Origin of the sequence: Leucobacter sp. cx-328 (assembly GCF_014530035.1) — a bacterium.
Classification (GTDB): domain Bacteria; phylum Actinomycetota; class Actinomycetes; order Actinomycetales; family Microbacteriaceae; genus Leucobacter.
Genome location: NZ_JACVMX010000006.1, coordinates 51,227 through 77,210, shown reverse-complemented (window position 1 = coordinate 77,210; position 25,984 = coordinate 51,227). Strand labels below are relative to the sequence as shown.

21 protein-coding genes are annotated in these 25,984 nt (G+C 58.6%); 11 read left to right on the top strand and 10 right to left on the bottom strand.

What is annotated here, in order from left to right; translation table 11 throughout:
• Positions 1–1,614: an asparagine synthase C-terminal domain-containing protein gene (locus tag ICL81_RS08995; RefSeq protein WP_188034559.1), complete on the top strand. Its 1,614-nt coding sequence runs from the start codon at positions 1–3 to the stop codon at positions 1,612–1,614.
• Positions 1,615–1,681: 67 nt separating this feature from the next.
• Here ICL81_RS08995 and ICL81_RS08990 read toward each other — a convergent pair whose 3' ends face one another.
• From ICL81_RS08990 to ICL81_RS08980, 3 genes are all read right to left on the bottom strand, one after another.
• Positions 1,682–2,860 (bottom strand): glycosyltransferase family 4 protein, encoded by a 1,179-nt coding sequence (locus ICL81_RS08990; protein WP_188034558.1) that lies wholly within the window; start codon positions 2,858–2,860, stop codon positions 1,682–1,684.
• A gap of 37 nt (positions 2,861–2,897) precedes the next feature.
• Entirely contained in the window at positions 2,898–4,016 is a 1,119-nt protein-coding gene (locus ICL81_RS08985; protein WP_188034557.1) for a DegT/DnrJ/EryC1/StrS aminotransferase family protein, read from the bottom strand.
• An 83-nt stretch (positions 4,017–4,099) separates the two neighbouring features.
• Positions 4,100–5,806 (bottom strand): LGFP repeat-containing protein, encoded by a 1,707-nt coding sequence (locus tag ICL81_RS08980; protein WP_188034556.1) that lies wholly within the window; start codon positions 5,804–5,806, stop codon positions 4,100–4,102.
• Between the two features lie 466 nt (positions 5,807–6,272).
• Between ICL81_RS08980 and ICL81_RS08975 the strand changes: the two genes are divergently transcribed.
• From ICL81_RS08975 to ICL81_RS08945, 7 genes are all read left to right on the top strand, one after another.
• Positions 6,273–6,971 carry a glycosyltransferase family 2 protein gene (locus ICL81_RS08975; RefSeq protein WP_188034555.1) on the top strand — a complete coding sequence of 233 codons (699 nt, stop codon included), beginning with the start codon at positions 6,273–6,275 and terminating at the stop codon, positions 6,969–6,971.
• A 9-nt stretch (positions 6,972–6,980) separates the two neighbouring features.
• The gene (locus ICL81_RS08970; protein ID WP_188034554.1) at positions 6,981–7,370 is read left to right on the top strand and encodes a DUF2304 domain-containing protein; all 390 of its coding nucleotides are present in this window, start codon (positions 6,981–6,983) and stop codon (positions 7,368–7,370) included.
• On the top strand, positions 7,370–9,373 hold the full coding sequence (locus ICL81_RS08965; protein ID WP_188034553.1) for a DUF6541 family protein: 2,004 nt from the start codon (positions 7,370–7,372) through the stop codon (positions 9,371–9,373). The genes ICL81_RS08970 and ICL81_RS08965 overlap by 1 nt, the downstream gene beginning before the upstream one ends.
• Positions 9,374–9,454: 81 nt before the next feature.
• Positions 9,455–10,456 carry a Gfo/Idh/MocA family protein gene (locus tag ICL81_RS08960; RefSeq protein ID WP_188034552.1) on the top strand — a complete coding sequence of 334 codons (1,002 nt, stop codon included), beginning with the start codon at positions 9,455–9,457 and terminating at the stop codon, positions 10,454–10,456.
• Positions 10,453–11,178 (top strand): acyl-ACP--UDP-N- acetylglucosamine O-acyltransferase, encoded by a 726-nt coding sequence (locus ICL81_RS08955; RefSeq protein WP_188034551.1) that lies wholly within the window; start codon positions 10,453–10,455, stop codon positions 11,176–11,178. The genes ICL81_RS08960 and ICL81_RS08955 overlap by 4 nt, the downstream gene beginning before the upstream one ends.
• Before the next feature lie 56 nt (positions 11,179–11,234).
• Positions 11,235–12,101, top strand: coding sequence for an ABC transporter permease (locus ICL81_RS08950; RefSeq protein ID WP_188034550.1), 867 nt, complete (start codon positions 11,235–11,237; stop codon positions 12,099–12,101).
• The gene (locus tag ICL81_RS08945) at positions 12,085–13,203 is read left to right on the top strand and encodes an ATP-binding cassette domain-containing protein (RefSeq protein WP_251382003.1); all 1,119 of its coding nucleotides are present in this window, start codon (positions 12,085–12,087) and stop codon (positions 13,201–13,203) included. The genes ICL81_RS08950 and ICL81_RS08945 overlap by 17 nt, the downstream gene beginning before the upstream one ends.
• A 98-nt stretch (positions 13,204–13,301) precedes the next feature.
• On the opposite strand, the gene ICL81_RS08940 is transcribed toward ICL81_RS08945, so the two are convergent.
• The 5 genes from ICL81_RS08940 to galE form a co-directional block, all read right to left on the bottom strand.
• Positions 13,302–15,704 carry a CDP-glycerol glycerophosphotransferase family protein gene (locus tag ICL81_RS08940; RefSeq protein ID WP_188034549.1) on the bottom strand — a complete coding sequence of 801 codons (2,403 nt, stop codon included), beginning with the start codon at positions 15,702–15,704 and terminating at the stop codon, positions 13,302–13,304.
• Positions 15,705–15,728: 24 nt separating this feature from the next.
• Positions 15,729–16,592, bottom strand: coding sequence for a glycosyltransferase (locus ICL81_RS08935; RefSeq protein ID WP_188034548.1), 864 nt, complete (start codon positions 16,590–16,592; stop codon positions 15,729–15,731).
• A gap of 9 nt (positions 16,593–16,601) precedes the next feature.
• Positions 16,602–17,621, bottom strand: coding sequence for a glycosyltransferase (locus tag ICL81_RS08930; RefSeq protein WP_188034547.1), 1,020 nt, complete (start codon positions 17,619–17,621; stop codon positions 16,602–16,604).
• Positions 17,622–17,816: 195 nt separating this feature from the next.
• Positions 17,817–19,196, bottom strand: coding sequence for an LCP family protein (locus ICL81_RS08925; protein ID WP_188034546.1), 1,380 nt, complete (start codon positions 19,194–19,196; stop codon positions 17,817–17,819).
• Positions 19,193–20,206, bottom strand: a complete 1,014-nt coding sequence (galE, locus tag ICL81_RS08920) for a UDP-glucose 4-epimerase GalE (protein ID WP_188034545.1) — start codon at positions 20,204–20,206, stop codon at positions 19,193–19,195. Before galE ends, ICL81_RS08925 begins: the two co-directional genes overlap by 4 nt.
• A gap of 185 nt (positions 20,207–20,391) precedes the next feature.
• Here galE and ICL81_RS08915 point away from each other — a divergent pair, with 185 nt between their 5' ends.
• The gene (locus ICL81_RS08915) at positions 20,392–21,579 is read left to right on the top strand and encodes a mannosyltransferase (protein ID WP_188034544.1); all 1,188 of its coding nucleotides are present in this window, start codon (positions 20,392–20,394) and stop codon (positions 21,577–21,579) included.
• A 146-nt stretch (positions 21,580–21,725) separates the two neighbouring features.
• Here ICL81_RS08915 and purE read toward each other — a convergent pair whose 3' ends face one another.
• Positions 21,726–22,217, bottom strand: a complete 492-nt coding sequence (gene purE / locus ICL81_RS08910) for a 5-(carboxyamino)imidazole ribonucleotide mutase (RefSeq protein ID WP_188034618.1) — start codon at positions 22,215–22,217, stop codon at positions 21,726–21,728.
• A gap of 368 nt (positions 22,218–22,585) precedes the next feature.
• On the opposite strand from purE, the gene ICL81_RS08905 reads away from it, so the two are divergent.
• Both ICL81_RS08905 and ICL81_RS08900 read left to right on the top strand, forming a co-directional pair.
• On the top strand, positions 22,586–23,281 hold the full coding sequence (locus tag ICL81_RS08905; protein ID WP_188034543.1) for an FHA domain-containing protein: 696 nt from the start codon (positions 22,586–22,588) through the stop codon (positions 23,279–23,281).
• A 105-nt stretch (positions 23,282–23,386) separates the two neighbouring features.
• Positions 23,387–24,685 carry an alpha/beta hydrolase gene (locus ICL81_RS08900; RefSeq protein WP_188034542.1) on the top strand — a complete coding sequence of 433 codons (1,299 nt, stop codon included), beginning with the start codon at positions 23,387–23,389 and terminating at the stop codon, positions 24,683–24,685.
• Between the two features lie 141 nt (positions 24,686–24,826).
• On the opposite strand, the gene ICL81_RS08895 is transcribed toward ICL81_RS08900, so the two are convergent.
• Positions 24,827–25,969, bottom strand: a complete 1,143-nt coding sequence (locus ICL81_RS08895; protein ID WP_353055481.1) for a 5-(carboxyamino)imidazole ribonucleotide synthase — start codon at positions 25,967–25,969, stop codon at positions 24,827–24,829.
• Positions 25,970–25,984 lie beyond the last annotated feature (15 nt).

Sequence of the window (25,984 nt, the reverse complement as noted above, 5' to 3'; positions counted from 1 at the left end):
ATGCAAATCGACGTTCAGGTGAATTCAGAACACTGGCAGCAGCAGGACACCCCTCACGGACGGCTGTTCTACCGCGGGTTTCCCACCTCAGTAGATGCACTCGTTGCAGCACTCGTCACCGTCGCTGAGGGAGGCGAAGATCCTGCGTTCCGCGATGTCACGGGGCACTGGAGCGCAATTCTCGAGACTTCAACAGGCATCGCAATCGCGCAGGATGTGCTGCGCAGCTGGCCCATCTTCATCGCTGACACTGGTAAGGATCGGCTCGTCGTGACCGAGAGCATTGAAACCGCTCGCGCTGCAACACCCGGCGGCCTCTCCTCCGATTCTGTAGACGAATTCCTGCATCTGGGGTACGTCACCGGCGCAGACACGCTCTTTGAGGGAATTACCCAACTGCAAGCGTTTGAGTGGCGCTGGCTCTCCGAGACCGGTGAACAGCGCGGCGACATGATTCCGCTCGTGCGGCACGATGTTCCCGGCATCAACACCGACGAGGCAGCTGACGCACGCTTCTCACAGGATTTCGAGATCGTGCTTGACCGCATGTTCGCGGCCCTGGGCGAGCGGCAGATTGTACTTCCGCTCAGCGGTGGGCTCGACTCGCGCCTGCTCGCGGTGGCACTCAAAGACCGCGGGTACGAAAACGTCGTTGCTTTCACTTACGGCGTGGCCGAGACCGCCGAGGTACGCATCAGCCGCGAGGTCGCTAAGGCCGTTGGCTACCGCTGGGAGTTCATTCAGTTCACCCCGGCCGAGATCCGCGAGGCATGGGCAACGCCCGAAGCCGGTGCGTTCATTCGAGATGCCTACGAGGGATCCGCGCTCCCCCACGTTCAGGATTGGTACGCGCTTCGCGAGATGAAGCGCCTCAACCTCGTCGACGATGATGCGATTTTCCTTCCCGGGCACACAGTCGTGGGCGCAATGCACGATGAGGAGGTCATGGATATTCCTGGCCACGTCTCCTCAGAGCAGCTGACCGAGCTTATTTTGCACCACCACGGCACGATTCGTCCGAACGGCCAGGCGCTGCGCAAGAACCACCGGTTCATGGCAAAGCTCGACTCGTTCTACACCCGAATTGGGTACGACGGGACCCCAGGCGACCGGCTGTTCGCACTCGAATACTGGAACGCCATCGAGCGTCAGACCAAGTACATTAACAATTCGATGCGCGCCTACGAGCACTTTGGGTATGACTGGGCGCTTCCCATGTATGACAAAGAGCTGCTCGCCGCATGGTTCGCGCTGAGCGCCGAGTACACACAGGATCGCGACTGGTACCGCCGCTACGTGAACCGCCGCTACGCCGCGACCACGCGCACCGAGATCAACACCTTCGAGGGGTTCGCAGCCGCAAATATCGCGCAGTCGAAGCGAGACAAGATCAAAGGTGCACTCCGCGCCGTCGGCGCGCTTGAGTTCGTGGAACGCAAGATTCGCGCGCAGGCAGTCGCTCACCACCCGATGGCGCTAAACGAGTTCCTCGGCGCGGCATCGGCAAAAGACCTCAACCGCTACATCATGAGGGGCGGTCAACCCTTGGGCATGTATGCCGAGCAGCTCTTGGCAGACACCTGGAACCCACACACCAACCTGTTCACGAAGTAGCGCAGAACCCTAGAAACGAGTGTGGGCCTGTTCTCCAAAGGAGAGAACAGGCCCACACTCGTTTGCTCTACGAAAGTCGCGTGTGGGCGAACTCTACTGCGCGACGAGCAACGCCGCTCAGCGACACGTTCTCTTGAGCCCAGGCTTCGATAGCGCTCGCACTCTCGGCCTTCTCGCTAATGATCGCTTGGAGCGCATCCGCGACTGCGGTGACCTCGTGATCAACGCCGCGACCCAGCACAGGGTTCTCAGAAAGCACCTCGCGCGCGGGCCCCGGGCCGGCATACACGACGGGCGTGCCACAGGCCCACGCTGCAAAGATCTTGGTGGGGTACGCGAAATCGTAGCCTGCACCGGGACGAATGCTCGCAATGCTCAGGGCGGATCCGCGCAGCCATGCCGCAGCTTGCTCTGGCGGTACCGGGTCATAAAACTCGACAGGAACCTGCAGTTCAGCCGCGGTGTTCTTCAGCTCAGGAAGGGCGGTGCCCTGGCCCAGGAACACGAGGCGCAAATCTACGCCGCGCTTGTGCAGTTCAGCGATCGCCTGAACGAAAACCTCTGCTCCCTGCCACTCAGATGCCGTCCCGGTATAAATCACATACGGAGCCGCAGATCGGAGCTCTTGAGCTGCTGCCGGGATCTCCCCTGAAGCGATAAACACCTCGGTATTAATGCCGTTGCCGACAGTGCGCACGGCTGCCTTTGGCGCAATCTCACGCACCCGATCGGTCACGCCATCGTTCACCGAGAATACGCCGCGAGCGTTATTCCAGGCGAACTTCTCCAACCACCGAACGACCTTGACGACAGCGCCTGGCGCACCCGTGCTCTCGCTCGCGTCAGACCACACGTCAGCCGCATATGCAAAAACAGGAATACGGCGGATCTTCGCCGCTATCGAGGCAAAAAACACAGTCGTGGGCGGTGGCTCGACAACGATTGCGTCCTGCTTTGCCCCAAACAGGATCCGGAAAAAGAGTGGAATATCAAAGCTCAAGTACTGGAAGTACCCGCGCACGTAGCCACTGTTATCACGGAACACGGGGAAACGGGTGACGGTGTAGGCCCGATCCGCGTCCCTGTATGGATCATCACCGGAGCGCACATTCGCTGGTGCAGGGCGAACCGTGAGTACACGAACCCGATCACCCTGCTCAGTAAAACCGGTTGCGAGAGCATCGAGCCTGAATGACGCGGCGCTCGGCTCGGGCTCGAAAATTCTGCTTGCGATTGCGATGTGCACTCGTTCGTATGCTCCTCAGTCAGTGCCGGTGAAAGGCTTACGCGCCCGCTGAAACAACCGCGGTTACGCCAGAGACAATGCGCTCGAGATCACCAGCGGTCAGTGACGGGTGCACCGGAAGTGACAGCACCTCACGGGCAGCCGTCTCAGTTACTGGCAGGTCGAGTCCTTCTGCGAACTTCGTGAGCGAGGGCAGGCGGTGGTTCGGGATCGGGTAGTAGACACCCGTGCCGATGTTGTGTTCGGTCTGCAAAGCCTCCCGAATGCGGTCACGCTCACCCGCATCCACGCGGATGGTGTACTGGTGGTAGACGTGGACAGCACCGTCACGAACGACCGGGGTCGTTACGCCGTCGATCGCAGCAAGTCCGGCGTCAAGGAACGCAGCGTTCTGCTGACGCTGTGTGGTCCAGCCATCAACCTTCGTCAGCTGAGCACGGCCGATGGCAGCGTGCACGTCAGTCATGCGGGCGTTGAAGCCGACGACCTCGTTCGCGTACTGCGTCTCCATGCCCTGGTTGCGGAGCAACCGAACGTTTCGCGCGGTATCCGCGTCAGCGCAAGTGACCATGCCACCCTCGCCAGCGGTCATGTTCTTCGTCGGGTACAGGCTGAACATCGCGAACTTGCCGATGGTGCCAACCGGACGGCCGTTCCAGGAAGCACCGTGTGCCTGAGCTGCGTCCTCATAAATCTCAAGGCCGTGCTCCTTGGCAATTGCCTCGATCTCATCGACCATGAACGGGTGACCGTAGAGGTGCACTGGCATGATTGCCTTCGTGCGCGGGGTGATTGCAGCTCGCACAGACTCGGGATCAAGTGAGAAGGTATCGAGCTCGATATCGGCAAACACGGGCGTTGCGCCGGTAAGAGCAACCGAGTTGCCTGTCGCTGCGAAGGTGAACGACGGAACGATGACCTCATCACCGGGGCCAACACCCGCAGCGAGCAGCCCTAGATGCTGACCGGACGTGCCTGAGTTCACGGCAACGGTCTCACGGCCCTGCACGAAGTGCGCGGCGAACTCTTCCTCGAAGGTCTTAACCTCGGGCCCCTGCGCAATCATTCCTGATCGGAGCACACGGTCCACATATTCACGTTCCAGATCGCCAACGATCGGCTTTGCCGGAGGAATGAATGCTTCGAGAGATGACATTTGGATACCCTTCACCGTGTATTCGATCCACGGGTTTTGATTGCACACCTCACCCCGGGGTGAGACGTTTCACGCTGATTATCTTACCGAAGGCTAAAGACACCGTTCTCGTAGCGCACCTCGCCGTTCTGGAACGGCATCTGACAGCCACCACCAGGCAACCCACACGACGCCTTACCAGCAGGCCAACCCCACGAACCCGCAGGACCACCAGCATTCAAATACCCCGACCGGAACGCACCATTCTCCATCGCAAACGAACCAAGCGGCGACGTCCACACAGTCCCATTCGTGAACTCCTGCACCTCACCACCGCCATTCACAGTGAGCTTCGACGGCACCTTCGACGGATACCCGATAGAACCCTTCACCATGTTCCACATATCGAACGAATCCTGCGACACCAGCACCATGCCGGTACCCGAAGACCACATCCCAATACCGTTCTGGAACGGCATCTGACAGCCACCACCAGGCAACCCACACGACGCCTTACCAGCAGGCCAACCCCACGAACCCGCAGGACCACCAGCATTCAAATACCCCGACCGGAACGCACCATTCTCCATCGCAAACGAACCGCGAGAAGAACCGAACATCGTGCCGTTCGTGAATTCTTGAATCTTGCCGCCACCGTTCTCTACGACAGAATCCACAGGTGCAGCGGGAACGCCTAGCGCACCATTGATGCCACCGATTGCTTTCCAAGGCTCGACAAACTGGGCATGGAAGACACGAGCCCCACCCTGCTCGCTCCAAGCCAGATGCCCATTTGCAAAGTGCTGCACGAGACTGTATTTCTTCGGCGCGAACTCTGCAGCCGAGCGAGGATATCCATATGCACCCCCAGCACCTCCAGCGCGAGCCCATTCGGCTTCGAGTTGCTTGGCAATGAGCTGCGAGCCATAGGTATTCGAATACGCGACCGTACCGTTCTGCATCTTCATCGTGCAGCCACCACTCGCAAGCCCACACTTTGCTATTTCAACTGGCCAACCCCAGCTACCCTGAACGAATCCCGCACCTCGGTAGTTCGTCAAGAAGACACCGTTCTGCATGCCGGTGACAGTGCCAGTCTTGTTCTCCATGAAGATCACGCCACCTGTGAACTCCTGGACCAGTCCGCCACCATTCGCTGAGATGCTCTGGGCAGCAGCCTTTGGCGTGCCGTAGACCCCACCACTCGCACCATACTTTTCCCAGAATGTCTGAATCTTTCCAGTCACCGGAATACCGCTCGGCGAGCCAAACCAGCTCTTATAGAAGTTGTAAAAGTTTCGATTACCGTAAGTTGAACAGCCGTCGCCAGTGCCCCAACCAGCGTTCAGAGCTGCCTGATTCGGGCGATAAGGGGTATAGATGTAGAGCGATGCCGTCGCACGATTCTCGATATACACCTGGGACGTGCCGCAGCCTGTGTTCGGATGCCACTGAATCGTATTTGTCTGGAATGGCTTGTACCGGAACGAAGATGGGTTTAGGCGGTACACCTGGAGCTGACGAGTGCCCCGGATCACCTGCTGAAAGAAACCCGCACCCGATTCATCGCAGTTTGCCGAATTACCTGGTCCACTATCTGGGCAGTCCATGCCCATGGCGTAACTGTACTGACGAGTCACGGGCCAGCTATCGGTCACGAGGCTCTGCTCTTTCTCGAGCATGATCAGGATGACGCGCTGGCTGATTCCACACGCTTGCCCGACCTTTGTGATGATCTGCGCAGCCGATTCATTAGCAGCCCCGGCATAGGCTTTGCAGTACGCATCCGCAGGCCGACTCTGCGTCGTCATCTTAAAGTTCTTCAAACACGCGCTGGCAATACGATTGCCCGACCCGCTTGGAGACAAATCCCCAGGTTTATACCCGGGGTCACCAATTCTACAGTTGGAAACCTGCTTGTTTAGGAACGCTTGAACCTCAGCGGTCGTCATCGCAGAACCTTGGTAGAACAGCTCATCACTGATAATGCGTCCTGGCTGGAAGCCATCGCTGATACTCGCAGCTTCCGCAGGAGCGGCCTGAAGCGCAGGTGTAATTCCTGCGACCAACAGCGCAATCACCAGGAGCCATACATGCCAAGGTTTTCGCACAGACATCGCCTCGCGAGAGTTTCTGCTTTGAAGCATTCCAGCCAACCTTCTACCTGTAGTTGAGACTCTTACTAAGCCACGATAGCTACTGCCTGACCGCTCAACAAGCGCGAGGCTATTTCGTCGTTGACCAGTTTCTGGGGTCTGATCTGTCAGAATGGTATTTATGGCCATTGGAGAGACGCACGCTCGCGCACACCGTGAAGCGGATACTTGGGTTGTTATTCCCCTGTACAACGAAGCTCAGGTGATCGGCGACGTCGTTCGAGAACTCATGCCCGCCTTTTCTAATGTGGTGTGCATCGACGACGGCTCTCGAGATGGTTGCGCAGAGATTGCCCACATCGCTGGCGCGCACGTCGTCACTCATCCCATAAATCTTGGCCAGGGCGCTGCTCTGCAAACAGGCTTTGAATACGCGCTCGAGCAGGGCGCACAGTTTGTCGTCACATTTGATGCGGACGGTCAGCATCGCGTTGTCGACGCGCAGGCAATGCTTAATCGAGCGCGGGATGAAGACTTAGCGATTGTCTTCGGTTCACGATTCCTCGATGACCGAACAAAACCCGGCATTCTGAAAAAGATCGTACTCAAAACTGCTGTCGCGGTTACAAATTGGTCGACCAGAACACGCTTGACCGATGCGCACAATGGTCTTCGTGTGATTCGCGCGGATGCGCTTCGACAGATTAAACTCCGCCAGGATCGCATGGCCCACGGCACTGAGATTGTCGTGCAGCTAGGTAAGACCGGATTGCCCTATGCCGAGCAGCCAGTCGAAGTGATCTACACCGATTACTCTCGAGCGAAGGGGCAATCGCTTCTCAATTCAGTCAACATTCTTATTGACCTCATCATCCGATAGCAGGGCGACATGTCTATTTTTCAGTTCCTGCTCATCGCAGGCATCATTGGAGCGGCCGCATATGCCGTGAAAGTACTGCCAGGAGAACGTTCACTTGCGCTGAAGCGAATCTTCGCGCTCCTCTTTGTGCTCGCGGCAGTATTTGCAATTATCTTCCCGGGGATGCTCACCTCTGTAGCTCACTTCTTCGGTATCGGACGCGGCACCGATTTACTCCTCTATGTCTTCATCGTCATGGTTCTGGTGTTTGCTGTCGCGACCGTGAGGGCAAAAGCCCGTTCAGATGCACGCGTCACCGATCTTGCGCGTGCGGTCGCTCTCATGGAGGCACGCCTCACTGAGCAATTGACCACATGCGATCAAAAATCAGCAACGCAGGCAGACGGGGACAATAAGTAATGCTCCAATGGCTTGCGCTGGTGCTCCCGGTGGTCACCATGCTTGGTCTCATCGCGGTCCTCGGGTTACCTATCGCGTTTGCATTGCGCGCACGTGGGTTTTCTGTCCTACTCATCTCAATCCCTGCGGCCTTCGCGGTTCTAGCGTTAAGCTCCTTCATCGCACCGTTCTTAGGTATCTTTTGGACAGTATTGCCGGCCATTGGGCTGACTGTGGTATTGACGGTCGTATTGTTCGCCCTCCGTCCGTTCATGGCGATTCAACGCAAGGGATCAAGTGCACACAGTTCGGGTGCAAAGCGCTTCTGGATTCCAACCGTTGCCGCAGCAATCGGCGGTCTCACAATCACAGCATCTGTTGTGTTGGCAATCAAATCTCCCGACGCAATTTCACAGACCTACGATGTGAACTTCCACCTCAACGCGGTGCAGAAGATTCTCGACGAAGGCAGTGCCGCCCCATACGATATGGACCTTTCAGCGCCGGGCGCGAAGGTCTTCTACCCGACGCTCTGGCACGGTCTGGTAGCCCTGATCGTTCAGCTCAGTAGCGTTTCAATTCCGCTTGCAACAAATGCGGCACTCTTCGCCACAATCGCCATCATTTGGACTGTCGGAATGGTCGGTTTCGGGCGCGCAATTGCTGGTCCGAGTGCTCGAGTCAGCTTCATTTCTGGCGTGCTCTCAGTTGCCATTCCTAGCTTCCCCCTCTCCCTCACCGGCTACGGTATTTTGTATCCGAATCTGCTCGCCTTTGCGTTGATTCCGTATTTCCTCATCGCGTTCATGCAGCTCTTCGGTATTGCCAAGGCTCGTAGAAGTGACATGAATTCCATGGGCTCAGCGCTCTTGCTGCTGTTTGGCAGCTTTGGCGCTGTGGTGCTTGCACACCCCAACGGCATGCATGCAATCCTCGTCTGGCTTATCGGCCCGAGCTTGTATCTGCTTATTCGAGCAATTCGCGGCGCAAATGTGCCGCAGCGCACCGGCGAGCTTGGAGCAGCACTGCTCTCCAAAGGTCCGCGTATCAGTCTGGCCGCACTCGGTTGTTTAGGACTTTTCGCTCTCATCATCGTCGCTTGGTACGTTGGTCGTACATCCGATGCTCCTTGGGGAGGCGATAAGGGGCCCAAGGGCGCACTTCTTGACGCCATTGGCATGAGCCCCCATCTCGAGGGACATGTATGGCCGGTCAGCCTGCTCATGCTTGTTGGATTCGTTGTTGTGATTCGTCTGACACGGATGCGTTGGCTCTTCGTCCCAGGTGTGCTGTTCCTAGCGTTGTACATTATCTCTGACGGCTTCCCACCCTCGGAGTGGCGAACTTTCTTCCTCACTCCGTGGTACAACACCCCCTGGCGATTGTCAGCCCTCGTATGGATGGGGGTCTTCCCATTCATCGTCCTGGGCGCCAGCCTCGGTTGGAGCGCACTGCGCGGAGGGCTTGTCCGATGGGCACGTCTCGTACAGCGTCCAAAGTTTGCTCGTATTGGCGGGTCCGCGCTCGCAGTACTTTTCTTGCTTGCTGCCACTCAGGGCGCTGGCGCACATGCCGGAATTCAATATGTGAGTTCGAAGTACGAGAAGTCCGGGCCAAATGCTGTCCTACTTGACGTCGATGAGCGTGCAGTGCTTGAGCGTCTTTCCGAAACACTGCCAGAGAATGCAGTCATCATAGACAATCCCTGGAACGGTGGCGCACTAGCATATGCGATTAGTGGCATTCCAGTGCTTACGCCCCACACCGGGGGAAACTACGATCCTAGAATTGCTGAGCTCACCTCAGAACTAAAATATGGCACTCCGCGATCATGCGAGCTGGTAGAGCAACTAGGTGCCCGCTACATTCTTGATTTCGGAACCAAGTATGTTTTCCCTGGCACTAAGCGCGCAGAGCCCTTCCTTGGAATCACAGATGTAGGAGAATCAGACATGTTCACGGAGATCGACCGTGAGGGTGACGCAGTTGTCTATGAGGTTACTGGTTGCGATATCAGCCAGTAACACGCGTTTTTGGGTAAAATTTCCCACATACCTCGACCTCAGGGCCGCTGGAAACACACCAATTTGGTAAGGAGCAACACCTTGAGTATTCGCTACGGCCTCATCGGACTCGGCATGATGGGGCGTCATCACGCAAGAGTAATCCGCGAAACCGACGGCATCGAGCTGGTCGCCGTCGCTGATGCGATGGGTGACCCTCACGGAGTCGCGGGCGATACCCCAATGTTTGACTCAGTCGAGGGGCTCATCAGTGCTGGAATCGATGCAGCCATCGTTGCGGTTCCAACAAAGTTTCACGAAGAAGTCGGCCTGAAGCTAGCAGCGGCAGGCGTACACACCCTCGTTGAAAAGCCGGTAGCGCACGACCTGGCTGCAGCAAACCGCCTAGTTACAGCTTTCGAAGCAAAAGACCTAATTGCTGCAGTGGGCCATGTTGAGCGATTTAACCCGGCGCTCTTGAGTCTGCGAGAGCGTATCGCCAACGGCGACCTCGGACAGGTTTACCAGATTCAGACTCGTCGGCAGGGGCCGTTCCCAGCACGTATCGCTGACGTTGGTGTCGCGAAGGACCTTGGCAGTCATGACGTTGACCTCACAGCATGGCTAGCGCAATCATCGTATGAGCGCGTATCCGCAGAAACCGCATACCAGAGTGGGCGCGAGCACGAGGACATGATTCTCGTCTCAGGAATGCTCGCCAACGGCATCATTGTGAATCATGTCGTGAACTGGCTCACACCTTTCAAAGAACGTCTCACCATCGTTACGGGAGAGCGTGGTGCGATGGTTGCAGACACTCTCACTGCTGACCTCACCTACTACGAGAACGGCACCATTGGCACGTCATGGGATGCAGTTTCCGCATTCCGGGGCGTAAGTGAAGGCACCGTCACCCGTTTTGCGCTCGAGAAGCGCGAGCCGCTCAAGAGCGAACACGAAGCGTTCCGTGATGCCATCCTTGGCGTGCGACACGACGCAGTCACGTTGCGCGAGGGTCTTGAAACGTTGCGCGTCATCGAGGCTTCAATAAGGTCAGGCAAAACTGGTCAAACAGAGCGACTTTCTGGGTACGGCATTGCATGAATACTCTGATTAGCCCCGCAGCTTTCATCGGCGAAGGAGTCACGATCGGGTCCGGCGTATGCGTCGGACCGGGTGCTGTGATACTCGGCCCATGTGTCATTGAAGACGAGGTGTGGATCGGACCAGGTGCACAAATTGGTGCGCCTCCCGAAATGTCAAACCTGGCACAGAACCCAGCTTGGACGGGTGACCTCCAGCATGCGGGTGTTCGCATCGGCCGTGGTGCGGTCATTCGCGAGCAGGCCGTAATCCACCAAGGTAGCTACCGTGAAACCACCGTAGGAGCGGATAGCTGGATTCTGAATCGCGCGTATCTTGCTCACGATGTAATTGTAGGCGAGCGAGTTACTGTCTCCGCGGGCGTTTCAATTGGCGGCCACTGCGAGATAGGCGATCGTGTAAACATCGGCATGAACGCTGTTGTGCACCAGCGACGCGTTATCGCTGAAGGCGCGATGATCGGTATGGGAACTCCCGTCACTCGTGACATACCTCCTTATGGCAAGGTGTATGGCACGCCTCCTCGGCTTATGGGAGTGAATGCTGTTGGCGCCGAGCGCGCAGGCCATAGCGCAAGTTCGATTGCTGAACTCACCCGACGCTATGCCGAAGGTGACTTGTTGCTTTCTGAACGGGCCCTACCTGATTGCCTCGACTCACTTACAGCAGCGGTTCTCAGTTGGCGTTCGATTGAGAATGCCCTGCCCGTCACGCCTCGTTAATCTCAGGGCTGACTCGCCCCCTTTTCACCTGCACTTCCCACGATAGGATCATCCATATGACTGAGAATGCGGCGATCAGCGACCCAGATTTCTCTACCCCTGGCGCTAGCCGAGGGCTTGTCGATGTGTTTAAGCACCGGTATCTCTTGCAGCTGCTCCTGAAAAAGGGTATTTCAACTCGCTATTACGGTTCGGCGCTCGGCTGGATTTGGTCATACATTCGCCCGCTCGCGCAGTTTTTGATGTATTACCTAGTGTTTGGTGTAGTGCTAGACGCAAACAAGGGTGTGCCTCTTTTCCCCGTGTATCTTGTCGCTGGAATCGTCGCTGTAAACCTGTTCAGTGAAGCATTGCGCAACACCACCAGTGCGATTGTCGACAACAAGGCACTCGTGAAGAAAATCTTCATGCCGCGCGAGCTTTTCCCGGTTGCTGCGGTCGGAGTCGCGCTCGTACATTTCCTTCCGCAAGCTGTCGTGCTTCTCGTTGTAGCCCTTTTCCTGGGATGGGCTATTAGTTTTGCTGCAATCGGAGCATTCCTACTAGGTGTCTTCATCATCTTGCTCTTCGCCCTCGGACTCGGCCTCTTCTTCGGCGCGCTGAACGTTGCCTACCGTGACTCCCGCAACTTCGTGGATCTCATTTTGATGTTTGCCACCTGGACCTCGCCCGTACTTTACTCCTGGACGATGGTTCACGACCGCGCTCCAGAGTGGCTCTACAACATCTACATGGCAAACCCGATGACTACCGCAGTCGAGCTCTTCCACGATGCGTTCTGGCTGCCAATGGCTGGCAATACCCCGCGGCCGGACCACATGTTGCTCAACATTGGTATCGGGCTTGCTCTCTCTGTAATCACGCTGCTTGTCGGGCAGCTGGTCTTCCGCCGATTGGAGGGCAAGTTTGCCCAAACTCTCTAACGACCAAACGCAGGCCAAGCCTGCGATCATTTTCAACAAGGTTATGAAGACCTTCCAAATCAATCACACAAGTTCGTTCAAAGAGACTGTGATTGCTGCAATGCAGCGGAAGAATTTGAAGACGTCGTTTAACGCCGTAGACGATGTCTCATTCGAGGTGCCAGAGGGCCAGTCGGTTGCGCTTCTTGGGCGCAACGGATCAGGTAAATCCACGACCTTGAAACTACTCTCAGGTGTCATGCGTCCTGACTCGGGATGGATCCGTACACGTGGCCGTGTAGCTGGCTTGCTGGAGGTCGGGGCCGGTTTCCATCCTGACCTCACCGGGCGAGAAAACGTCTATCTGAACGCAGCAATTCTTGGCATGTCCAAGGAAGAAACTGATGCAAGGTTTGAGTCAATTCTTGAGTTTTCCGAGATCGGGGAGTTCATTGATGCTGAAGTGAAACGCTATTCCTCTGGCATGTATTCTCGTCTCGGCTTCTCCGTCGCCGTACACACAGAACTGGACGTTCTGTTGGTCGACGAGATTCTCTCTGTCGGCGATGCACAGTTCCGTAAGAAGTGCACCGCGAAAATGAAAGAGTTTCAGGCAAATGGGAAGACCATGTTTGTTGTGAGCCACAATGCTAGCCAGGTTAAAGAACTCTGCGAACGTGGCATTGTATTAAATCATGGGCAGATGATGTTTGACGGCCCTATCGACGAGGCCGTTGAGTATGTACGAGCGGAATCACTCGATGATTTAAAGAGCCCCTACCCTATTGAGGGTGCCATCTACGATTACTATATGGAAAACCCTGGTCAGTGGGGCATTCCGCGCGGGCCCGCGGAACGGGTCACCAAGAATGGCGGCGGTTGGGTACAGCACTTCGAGCGTGGTCTAATCACCAGTTCCGATACCGTCGGTACCGCTGGCATCGGAACTGGTTTGTTCTCCGAAGGTTACCGGCAGGCTGGTGGACCGTCTGGCCCTTGGGGTTTCATTGTGAGTGGACCACGGGGGTCGTTCCAGGATGAGGGTGTACGCCGCATGCCGTTCCAGCACGGTGAAGTTGAGTTCACCGTGAAAAGCGGTATTGCATTCATTCCGTCAAACTAGTCTTAGCTCCTCATATTCGTCTCAGACGTATACAACTTAGGGCAGGGCCTCGGCGCCATTCATAACGGCCGAGACCCTGCCCTAAGTTGTATCACCAGTTAGCGAGACAGAATTCCGAGCTCACGCAGGATCTTTCCCGACGCATCACCAGTTTCCCAGTGGTGGAATTGTCTGGTGAACTCACTCACACGCTCACCATAGGCAGCATCCCATTCGTCTGGGGATCCCGCCTTCTGCACAGCAGCAATCAGTTCTTCTGTGGTTTGAGTGAACGCTCCAGGAACGATGTCTTTGAGGCTGAAATACATGCCACGGCTTGACTCGTACAGTTCCGCGTCTGGGGCAAATGCGATGAGTGGCTTATCGAGATGCGGGAAATTGAAGAGAATTGACGAGTAGTCGGTGACCAGCACATCCGCTGCACGCATGAGTTCGTTGATATCAGCTGGAGTTTCGTGCTTCAGCATCGTGATGTCGAGCTTGTCTGAATTGAAGTACACAGGTACGCGCGGCTTTTCTTCGCGTAGTTCGCCAAAGAGTTTGATAAATGGCTTGCCGCTAATTGTTAGGGCATGATCGGTGAGCTCCCTGAAGTAGAGCCCATCGAGTCGAGTATGCGTAAAAGGATGCGTCTTGATGACGATCTGGTATTCATCGCCGAATTCAGCCTTGAGACGTGCAAAGTCAATTGCATAGGGAAAGGCCGTACCTCCCCGATAACGGTACGTCGGAGCGTAGACCAGCAGTTTCCGAGTCGGATCGATGTCATACTTCGCTTTAATCGCCGCGACCTCATCACTGGTAATCGGCTCGAACAAACGATCGTTCTGGGGTAGTCCAGTTTGCAACAGCTTCGGTGATACGGCATGCGAATCAGCGAAGATCTTTCCTACCATCGGACTGGGCGCTACAAGGTAGTCATACCTCTTGCTCTTCGCGAGGAACTTTGGCATCTCTTCAACACTGATCGCAGCTTCAGAGTCAACACCCATCTTCTTGAGTGGAGTGCCGTGAGTTGTCTGAATCTCGATCTGCCCAGGGCGCTTTTCAACGAATCGGTCTACGTTGAAGCCAATCGAAAAGTTCACATCGTTGAACAAGTATTTTGCACGCCACAGGTGGTAGAAGTATCGGAATGAGTGGTTCTTGACTACACTCACTCGGGCGGCGGATCCCATCAGTGCTTGCACTGAACTATGGATTTGACGCTTATTATGCTTCGTGCTGAGCACTGTGATTTTCATATCTGGGCGTTCTTGCGCGATACGAACCGCAAGGGCTGCTGGCCCGTCAGATAAAGAGAATTTGTTTCCCCAGTAGTTCGCTACGAATACGCGACGTTGGTCAATCGGAATGAGCAGAACGATAGGTCGAAACACCAGATAAATACAGACATTTCGTACGCGGCGAAGCCACTTGTGACGTATCTCTGCACGGCGAACCATTAGGGCTTTCCGCCGCTCATCGGCCTCACCGTTCCGAACATCATCGGGAGTGGCGTCGACACGCAAATTCACAAGCTTCGGCGCGTTTTCTAGGATCTTAGTGAGCTCCCGATTATGCCCCTCTCGGGAAAGGTGTACCCAGGTACGAAGCGGCTCCGGAACGCGTTGCACCACCGTTTCACGAATCGGCTTGACGAGTTCACCCGACTGGCTCAAGATCTCGAGCTGCGTCGCGTCGTCATATCGGCAGAACTCTTGGTACAGCCAACGAAGATTGTAGTCGAGAACCGCAAAGTCGAATTCATCAATGAGCGCTTCGTCAGCATCATTTGAGAGGAAAAATTCACGCAGTTCCGCAAGCACTTGTAGCCGATCAAGCGCCTTGGCTGGTCGAAGCGTCTGGGTGATGCTGCCATCAGTGATACGCCAGAAAACAACGGGATCGCTATATACGTCAAACCGTTCTGCCGCGAGGAAGAGTCGAGGCATGACAGCCACGTCCTCGTAGATCATGCCTTCAGGGAACCGAACTTCTGACTGATCTAGGAAGCTCTTACGAAAGACCTTATTCCAGACCATGAAATCACGAACATACTGTGGCTCATCAGCAAACCGCAGTCCTGTCGCAGGTGCATCGAAGAGATCTGCGTTACGGGTGAAGATCCAGGCTTGTTTCTGCCAGTCGGTGAAACGATAAACCGGGCTTGTAATGAAGTCGGACCCAGATTCGATCAGCGCATCAACGAGTCTTCGGTACGATCCACGCGCCACGATATCATCAGCATCAAGGAAGGCGAAGTACTCACTTGTGGCAAGTTCCAATGCGAGGTTTCGGTTGTACGCGATCCCGTGCGATGGCTGGTCATGCACATGAATCGAAGGATGCGCGTCTGCCCAGCGTTGGGCAGTGATAAGCGTACTATCGGTAGACCCATCATTAATAACAATGATTTCGAGGTCAGCCTCTGGGATACCTTGGTCAAGTACCGATGCAAGGCAGTCATCAAGATAACGTTCCGCGTTGTACGCCGGGATAACGACAGTCAACAACTTCATCTCGCAATCCTACCGCGAGTAAATCTAGTTGTCTGAGGCCCTATCACCCGGCAGCCCGCTGCCAACGAAGCGTCGGAAAAGCACGCGCTTCATCCAAGCCGGCATGAGGCGATACACACCCTTCACAACGACGTTTCGCGCGTATTCGCCGCGGCTGATGAAGTCCATGCGAAGAAGCTCGCGCTGGAGCGCCCATTCGGTGCGGGCTTCGGCCCAGCCGCCACGGCGCGCGAAAGCGCCGGCACCGACGCGGTAGCGCAGGAGCGGCTCTGCAATGTTCTCGCAGCGCGCACCGTTTTGCAGCAGGCGCACGCCAAGCCAGTAGTCTTCCATCTTCCCGAACGGCTGATAGTCGCCAACCGCCGCAAGTGCCTCTCGGCGGTACATCATGGTCGGGTGGTTGAACGGGTTGTGCGTTTTTGCGTGAGCGCGGATCCGCTCTGCCCCAACCGGTGGCACTCGCACGGCCGCCACCACACTTGGGTCGTTTTCAAACTCGATCATGCCTGTACCAACAAGGTCGAAGCCCTGCGTCATCAACTGCCACTGCTGAGCGAAGCGTTCGGGTGCTGACACGTCGTCGGCGTCCATACGGGCGACGATCGGGTGCGCGCACGCCGCGAGGCCCGCGTTGAGGCCGGCGGTGAGCCCCTGGTTCGTCGCGAGGCGCACGATACGTACGGGGATGACGCTGTCGCGCTCGATCCGCACCAACTCACCTGCTAGCTCGGCGCCGACGGGGCCGTCCTGCACGATGACCGCCTCGGCCGGACGTAGGGTCTGATCGTCGACGGAGCTCTCGTATGCGAGTCGCAAGAACTCAGCGTTGTCACCGACGTACACCGGCAGCAGCAGCGAGAACGGGGCGGTGGGGGTGGTTTCAGTCACCCGTTTAGCCTACCGATCCGCGCGCTTGAAGAGGCCGAGCCTGGAAAGACCGCGGCGACGTTCCACCTTCGAGAGGCGGTCGACTTCGATCTGCACGTCGACGGGAACGCCAACATCGCGTAGAACGAGGCGGGTGGCGCGGGGGTTGGTGCCCCAGCCGTCCTTCCAGCCACGTTTCAGGCAATCGCGCAGCTGGGCGCGATCGTCTGATGCCTTGAAGGTGCGGTACCAGCGGCGCGCAGACGCCGCCGTGTACATGAGGTTTTCCCACGGGGTGAGCGCACGGCTGCAACGGAATACCCAGAGCTTGTTTCGCACCTCGAAGAAGAAGCGAGGGCCGGGATCTTGATCGCTCGAGCCGCGCTTGACGGTCTTGTGCGTGACGACGGAGTCAGGAACGTACAGGCCGCGCGCATCGCGCAGCAGCCGTGCCGAGAACTCGAAGTCGTCATTCCACAGGAAGTAGTCGGCGATCGGCAGGCCGAGTTCGCGCACGCGTTCCGCGCGCAGGAAGGCCGACACGAAGGAGATCGAGCGGATCTCCATGCCGCCAGCCGCTGCAGCACGTTGGCGCTCCTCGCGGTCAGCGCCAATCTTGGCTTTCGGAGTATTCATGGGGTGGTCGTTGCCATCGGTCCAGACAACGCGCGATCCCATAACCGCGAGGTTGTCTGAGCCAGTTGCGCGGTACCGCTCGTGGGCGCGGAGCGCACCAGAGAGCGCCTGCGGGCCGGGGACGGTGTCATCGTCCATGACCCATACCCAGTCCACCTCGGCATCGAGCACTGCCGCTGCGATACCGACAGCGAACCCACCGGCGCCGCCGGTATTCGCGTCGAGGCGGATCAGCCGGGCGCGTTCGCCCCAGCTTTCAAGCATGGCTTCTGCGACGTCGGGTGAACCGTCGTCGGATGCATTATCGACAACAATGAGTCGATCAACTGGGCGTTCCTGTGCGGCTAGGCCTTCGAGGGCCTCACGCAGCAGATCGCGGCGATTGTAGGCGACCAGCACGGCTGCTACTTTCACGTGCGCGTCCTTCCTGTCTGTTCTCGTGCGCGAACTTTCCGCCCACGGTCCCACAGCTCTCAGCGGCGTGGGCAAACCAACCCAGCATACGCTAATCTCGTCGCTTCATGCTGAAGATTGCGAGGAAACGCAAAACCGGGCAGGAATAGCACGATGTCAGTTCCTGCCCGGTCTGCGTCATTGCCGCGCCGAGTTTTACTCTTCTTCGACAGGTGTCGCCGCGGCGACTCCCTGTCGAACAAGTTCGTGAATCTCGTCGAAGTCGGGGTATTCAGGATCGACTGCCGGGGGTGTGAGTTCGACGTTGACCGGCGGGAAGCCACTCGCCTTCGCCGCGAGATCAACGAACGGGCCAAGCATCGAATCGGGAATGTCGGTCTCGACAAGCTCGGTGCCAGCCGCCGCGATTTCCTGGAAGCGAGTCAACACGTTTTGCGGCTTCATCTGGGCGAGGATCGCGGCCTGCAGCTTGCGCTGACGGTCCATGCGGTCCCAGTCGCCACGCTCAGAGCCGTAGCGCGAGCGCGCATACCACTGCGCTTCGTAGCCACTCAGCTTGCGCTCGCCTGCCTGAACCCAACCAGTGATGCCATTGCCATCTGCGTCGCCGCCGATGGGCAAGTCTTCCTCAACGTTGATGGTCACGCCGCCGAGCGCATCAATCATGTGTTCGAAGGCATCCATGTTGAGCAGCACGTAGAACTGGGGCTTCAGACCGGTCACACCTTCAACAGCGTCGCGCGTCGCTTCGATGCCGGGAGTCGAGCCGTTCGCTTCTGCGTCGGGGTACGGCGACTCATCGTAGAAGTACTCAGCTTCTGCGTACACGGCATTGATCTTGCAGTCGCCAACATCGCAGCCCCAGTCGACGCCAAAGCCGTTGGGGAAGTCCTGGTACAGCGGTGAGGTTTCGGGGAATGGCACGTTGTACATATCGCGCGGAATACCCACGATCACCGACTGGCCAGTCTTCGCATCGACGCTGACAAGCGAGATGCTGTCTGGTCGCAGACCTTCGCGATCCGCGCCCGCATCGGTACCGAGCAACATGATGTTGTAGCGACCGTCGATCGGATCGATCGGGGGCGCGGATCGGAACAGCGAAGAAATGGCTTCGCGCCCCGCGTTAATGGTGCTCGCCGCCCAGGCAGCGCCGACCGAAGGCACGATGGTGAGGATGACTGAGAGCAGAACGATGGGGATTCGCCAGGTGGGCTTCACTTTCACGAGCTTCACCATGCGGAGCGTGTCAAAACCAATGATGATCCACATGATCGCCACGAAAACGACGACGACCTGCAGACCGAGCAGGAAGAAACTGTTGGTGAACAGTGACAGGGTCGCGACGCGTGCATTCAGTGCACCGACAAGAGCGCCAATAGCCGCGAGCCACATGATGATCGTCACCGTGATGCCGAAGCGGCCAAGCTTTTTGTTGCCAGCAAGCATTTGCGCGCTGCCGGGAAGCAGGAACCCGAGAACGATGAGCCAGAATGCCCGCTTCGTCATGAGGGGAGCTGATGACGTGTCGGGATAGCGCAGCGGGCGCTCGAGATCTACTTGAGTTGCGCTCATGCGGAGTATCCCTGTGGGTTGGCAGACTGCCACGCCCACGAGTCACGGCATGCCTCAGCGAGTGAGCGAGTGGTCTGCCACTCGAGCTCAGTGTTCGCCGCAGTCGGGTTCGCGACTGTTTCCGCGACGTCACCCTCGCGGGCCGGTGCAATGACATAGGGAATCTCGCGGCCTGCGGCTTCGCCGAATGCGCGCACGACCTCAAGCACGCTCGAGCCGGTGCCAGAACCAAGGTTGTAGGTTGCGACGCCAGCGGTGATCCGTTCGAGTGCCGCAGCGTGGCCCTCAGCGAGGTCCATCACGTGAATGTAGTCACGGACGCCGGTGCCGTCAGGGGTGTTGTAGGTGTCACCAAAGACGCTGAGGTGCTCACGCTTGCCCACGGCAACCTGGGCGATAAACGGCATGAGGTTGTTCGGGATGCCGGCCGGATCCTCGCCAATGCGCCCTGAGGGGTGTGCACCAACCGGATTGAAGTAGCGCAGCAGCACCGCACCCAGTTCAGGCCATGCGACCTGAGTATCGCGGATGATCTGTTCGTTCATGAACTTCGACCAGCCGTACGGATTGGTGAGACCGACTCCCACAGGGTGCGCCTCATCCTGAGGTACATACTCGGGGTCGCCATACACGGTCGCCGATGAGCTGAAGACGAGCTTGTCGACGCCGCGCTCCCGCATGAGGTCAAGCAGCACGAGGGTCGAGTCGAGGTTGACGCGGTAGTACCGTGTCGGCTGGGCAACAGACTCGCCGACCGCTTTCAAACCTGCGAAATGCACGACCGAGTCAAACTGCACGTCGGCAAGGGCTGCAGTGGCGGTCTCGCGATCCGCCAAATCGGCCTCGATCACCGGGATGGTCTTCCCGGTCAATTCCTCGACGCGACGCACAGCCTCAGGGCTGCTATTTGAGAAGTCATCTAGGACGACAACCTCATGGCCACGCTCGAGCAATACCAGGGCAGTGTGCGAGCCGATGTAGCCCGCCCCTCCGGTCAATAACACACGCATGGTGACCAGCGTACTTCGGGAACCCTGGTTTCCCGATGCGGATCACTCAAAATTTCCAGAGAACTCCCGCACTCGCTGTTGGAAAACCACAAGTTACGCCTCGCTCAAAGATAGGATGTGCATACGCGTGTTCTTCAGGCTGAACATGCGCATTCCAGAGGAACACTCAGCAATTAGGGGGCGAAATGGCGAGGCTTACGGTTGTTGCAGAACCGTTCCCCGATTGGGAAGCTCCCGTGCAGCGCCTTGCTGCCCGCGATCTCACGATCGCCCTCTCGGCTCACGCGCCGCGTTCATGCAGCGTTCGCTATCTGTCTGCGAGCGATAGCCCGCTCCCTGAGTTCCCGTCTGCGCGCATCGCAAGCGAACAGCTGCCCCTGCGCAAGAACCTACTCCCAATGCTCTGGCAGTCGCGCGCGACCGCTCGCCCACTCGATGGCGAGCTCTTCCACGCACTGACTCCGATGGTGCCGCTGCGCGCGCGCGCGGAAGACTTCGGCACACAGTCGACAATCACGATCCCCCACTTGCTGCAGTGGGAGGCGCCCGAGCTCATGAGCCCGAACCAGGCACGCCTGCTGCGCGCCTTTGTTCGTCGCGCAGCCAAGTTTGCCGATGTGATCCTCACGACGACCTACGCCACCGCGAACACCCTCGCAGAGGTGTGCGGATCGGACCTCAACGTGCAGGTCGTTCCGTTCGCAGCGCCCCGCGAGTTCGTACCCGGTGCTGACGCTGCGACGCTCCGCGCGCAGCTCAACCTGCCCGAGCGGTACGCAGTGACCACGGCACGCGCCGACGAGCGCGGCCGACTCTCCTGGGCGTTCGACGCACTCCGTGCGCACCCCGAGGCGGAACACCTGGTCGTCATCGAAGGCCTTGACCCCGCGGTGTACACGAAGTCGTCTGCCGGCGAAAAGCCGCGTGCGCCCAAGACAGCGGGCGATGACGCAGCGGCAACGCCCGAAGCTCCACGGCCGGGCAGCGTCGCGATTCCCGAAGACATCGCACACCGCGTGACCGTCGTCTCTGTCGATACCGACGACGAACTTACCTACGTCGGCGCAATTATCGGCGGCGCATCACTCTTCCTGCAGCCGCAGTCCTTCCTCGGTTCCGGCTACACCGTACTCGCCGCGCTCACCGCTGGCGTTCCCGTGCTTCATTCAGGACACGAGGCGACGGAAGAGCTCGTACTCGAGGCCGGATCCGCGGCCCCCACCGCAGAGGAATTCACGGCCGAGTTCGCTCGTCTCTGCACCAATACGAACGATGCGCTCGAGCACCTCACTGTGCTCGCAAGCGACCGCGGTCGCACGTTCTCATGGCAGAACACGGCCTGGCACCTCTGGCAGACGCACGCCGATATCTAAGTCGCCTGCGCACGCCGTACGCGTGCGCACAGTGCACAGGTAGCTGCTGCGCGGATCACCGTACGCGTCTTTCAACAACGCAATGGGCCGGACCCCTCAGTGAGGAGTCCGGCCCATTGTTGTCTGCTGACGCGGCGCAGCGACAGTTACTTCTTTTCGGTGACCTCAGATGCCACGCGCTCCTGGAGCGCAAGGTTCTTTTCTTCAACCATTTCGCTCAGCCCGCGAGCGTACTCGTCGAGCGTTGCCGAAAGCTCAGGATCGCTTGCACCGAGGATACGAACTGCGAGCAGGCCAGCGTTCTTCGCACCGCCGATTGAGACGGTTGCCACAGGGATGCCACCGGGCATCTGCACGATCGAGAGGAGCGAATCCATGCCATCGAGGCGCGCGAGCGGAACGGGCACACCAATGACCGGGAGCGTGGTCATGGAGGCGACCATGCCGGGGAGGTGAGCCGCGCCACCGGCGCCCGCAACAATTACCTTCAGGCCGCGGCCAACAGCCTCGCGTGCGTACGTGCCCATCTTCTCGGGGGTACGGTGAGCCGAAACAACCTCGACCTCAAAGGGAACCTCGAAGTCGCGAAGCACCTGAACGGCCTCAGACATGACGTTGTAGTCAGAGTCTGAACCCATGATGATGCCTACGAGCGGTGCAACCTGCTGTGCCGCTGAGCTCTTGTGCTCACGGCGTGCACGTCGACGGTGCTGCTCGTTCTGTGGACCCGATTTTTCACTGTTCTTATTGCTGTTTTTTGCCGCGCTGTCTGCCATGTATCCAGAGTACCCGTGACGTCTGATGAAATTGTCAAAAACGCCAAACCTCGCGGCCTCGCGGGCGAGATTCATGCGAGTTCGGCCGGTGACGGTTCCAAGCTCAGCATGCGTGCACTATTTCTCAGAAAACGAGTAAGCTTATTGCTTACCTTGACTGCCCGGAAGCGCTGACTGAGAATGGCACTCATCCCCGCGCAGCACCGGAGCGTAACCCGGAGACGAAGCAGATGACAGAGCGCGAGAGTGCACCCCCGCAGGACTCGATCCTCGTACCCGTTGCCCCAAAGACTTCCTTTGGTGCGGCCGTAGTCGAGTCGCCGACCACCCCGGTCGGGCCGGGCCTCCCCCCGGAGAAGATCGTTCCTGGGTTTGCGAAGCTCTCACGTCTGCCCGATGCCCCGCAGGTGCACCCGACACACGCAGCGGATCGCACCAGGACAGGATCCGCACCCGTTCCCGCCGCGATTCAGACTCCCCCGGCGGTGACCAGCTCGGTTGTCGGCCCGCCGCCAGCTTCGCCGTTCATCACAGCGACCGACTGCGATGACGCTGACGAGACCACGGTGGTCATGAACCGTCCGGCTCCGCTCATTCCGTGGCTCCTCACGACCGACACCGACGAAACCTACGTCCTCGCGCCGCTCACACTCGTTGGTCGGAAGCCGAACCCGCGCTCGGCCTACCCGCGGGCTGCGTTGCTTCGTTTGGCGGATCCCGACAAGCTCCTCTCGCGCGTCCACGCCGTCATCGACTACAACGAAGACGGCATCTGTCTGACAGATCTCGGGTCCACGAACGGCACCGCGCTCATTACCGCGCAGGGCACCGCGTACTGCGAACCCAACGTGCGGTACATGCTCGATGAGGTCCTCGCAATCGATTTTGGTGGCGCAAGGTGCACGCTGCGTCGTGCGGATCAGTAGTCCCCCAAACGGGTCTACGGCTCTCCACCGAGGGTGCCATTCAGGCAGCCTGAACTGGCACTTTTGTCTGATGACAATGTCTTGATGCTCCTGTTTCATAGAGATATGCGTTACATCATTGGATCCCTAGCCGGGGCGTCGGCACTCGCACTCACCCTCACGAGCTGTGCTGAGGTGACCACCACCCAGCCAGAAGCATCGATCAAGTGGGCATCGTGTGACTCGTTCACCGCGCAAGTCACAGACTTCTACAAACTGATGGAGATGCCATCACCAACTGACGGATATGAAGACCGGCTCCAGTGCGGTGAGGTGTCGGTTCCTCTCAACTACGACGATCCGAAGGGGCGTCAGCTCACCATTGCAGTGACGAAACTCGCGCCAGAAAACGAGAGCACAGGGTATGTGCTGACCAACCCGGGCGGCCCCGGCCTCGAGGGTCGCACGTTCCCGGTCATGCTCGCTGCATCGCCCATGCGGGCGGTCACGGAAGATCTCACGCTCATCGGTATTGATTCCCGCGGTACTGGCGGCTCGACAACTGTGTCTTGCCAGGGTGAAGAGAGCGATGTCGACCCCGAAGCCGCAGTCACTGAACAGCTCGCCCTCGCACACGCAGAGCACACCGCACAGCGCAATCAGGGCTGCGTCGATCTCGACCCCGAGTACGTTGAGCAACTCACCACGCAAAACATCGCACGTGATCTTGACCGGGTGCGTGAGGCGCTTGGTGCCGAAAAGGTGAGCTATTTTGGTGTCTCCTGGGGCACTGAACTCGGCATGGAGTATCTCAACGCGTTCCCGGACCGCGTTGATCGCATGCTGCTCGACAGCGTGATGGACGTGCGTCAAGACATTACGAAGAGCCTCGACGATATCGCAGCGGCGGTTGCCGCCGCACCTGACCCGGAGCCCGGCACCGAAGACGATACAGAGGGCGCTGAGGGCGCTGAGGGCACCGAACCGGGCGATACGCTCGCTGCAGCTGAAACCTTTGCCCCTGGCAGCTTCGATACCCGCACTGCCATAACCTGCAACGCATACGGACCCACCGACGCGAAAGCGGTGTGGGACGACCACGGTGCGCGCACAGAACGCCTTGGCGCCGATCTGCAAGATCGTACGGCACATCCCGTCAGCGGAGAGCTGCCAGGCACTTCTGCGTGCGCTGGCTGGCCGTTTGCGGCACAGCCGTTGCAGCTGAGCGGTAAGAAGTTCGACAATTTGCAGATCGTGGTGCACTCGGGCGAGACGGTCACACCACCGGTCTGGGGTGAGCGCGCGCACGAGCTACTCGGTGGCAGCTTTACTGTGGTGCAGAATGACCAGCACGGCTCGCTCGCCTACAGCGACAAAGCTGAGGAAGCGGTGCAGTTCTTGGTGGCTGGCACCCCCATGAAGTAGCCCCAGTCAGCACACAACCCCACGAAACAATGAGTTTCCCGCGAACGGCCGCGCTGCTTGCGCATGAAAGGCCTGATCTCGCAGAGAACCCTTGTCTCGTGGGGTTGGCTAGTGTGAAGCGTTCGCGGGGAGCCGAGTCGCCTACGCGAAGACGTCGGCAGCAGCGAGAGCCGCAGCGCGAACCGTCTCGAGATCCGCGCCAGTGACCGTCACGTGGCCGACCTTACGGCCCGGGCGCGACTGCTTGTCATAACTGTGGATCTTTGCCGCGGGATGTTCTGCGAGCGCCTGCGGGTAACGCGCGAGCATGGTGCCCTCAGCGGGCCCACCGAGTAAGTTGACCATCACGGCAGCTGGCAGCGACATCGAAGTGTCACCGAGGGGCAGGTCGGCAACCGCACGAATGTGGTTCTCGAACTGGCTCGTGACCGAACCCTCGATCGAGAAGTGGCCTGAGTTGTGCGGGCGCATCGCGAGCTCGTTCACCAACACGCGGCCGTCGCGAGTCTCAAACATCTCGACCGCAAGCACTCCAGTCACGCCGGTGCCAGCTGCGACCTTGAGGCCAATCTCAGCGGCTTCCTCGAGCGTCGAGGCGTGCTGCACGGGCGCGGGTGCAAGCACCTCTGCACATACGCCGTCACGCTGGATCGTCTCAACGACGGGCCAGGTGCGGATCTCGCCGCTCGGGCGGCGTGCCACGAGCTGCGACAGCTCGCGTACGAAATCTACGAGCTCTTCAACGAGTAGGAAGCCGCCACGAGCGTCCTCTGCAAGCGCAGTGAACCAGTCACGGACCTCGACGGCCTCGCTCACCACGCGGACACCCTTGCCGTCATAGCCGCCGCGAGCGGTCTTCACGACCGCGCGACCACCGTGCGCGTCGATGAAGGCCTGCAGTGCAGCCTCATCAGCGACCTTTGCCCACGAGGGAACCGGGACGCCAAGCTCTTCGAGCTTCTCGCGCATCAGAATCTTGTCCTGTGCAAACTGCAGCGCGTCAGGGCGCGGGTGTACCTGCTTGCCGCGGGCCTCGAGTTCACGGAGGATCTCACCCGGGACATGCTCATGATCAAATGTGATCACGTCTACGGTCTCCGCAAACGCGTAGACCGTCTCGGGGTCACGGTAATCGCCGACAGCGTCTGCTGCGCGAGCCGCGCTCATGCCTTCAGCTTCAGCGAGGACGCTGATACGTAGGCCGAGGTGAATTGCGGGCGGAACCATCATGCGAGCCAGCTGGCCCCCACCAATCACGCCAATCTTAATGCTGTCGTTCGCCACATTTGCCTCTCAGTG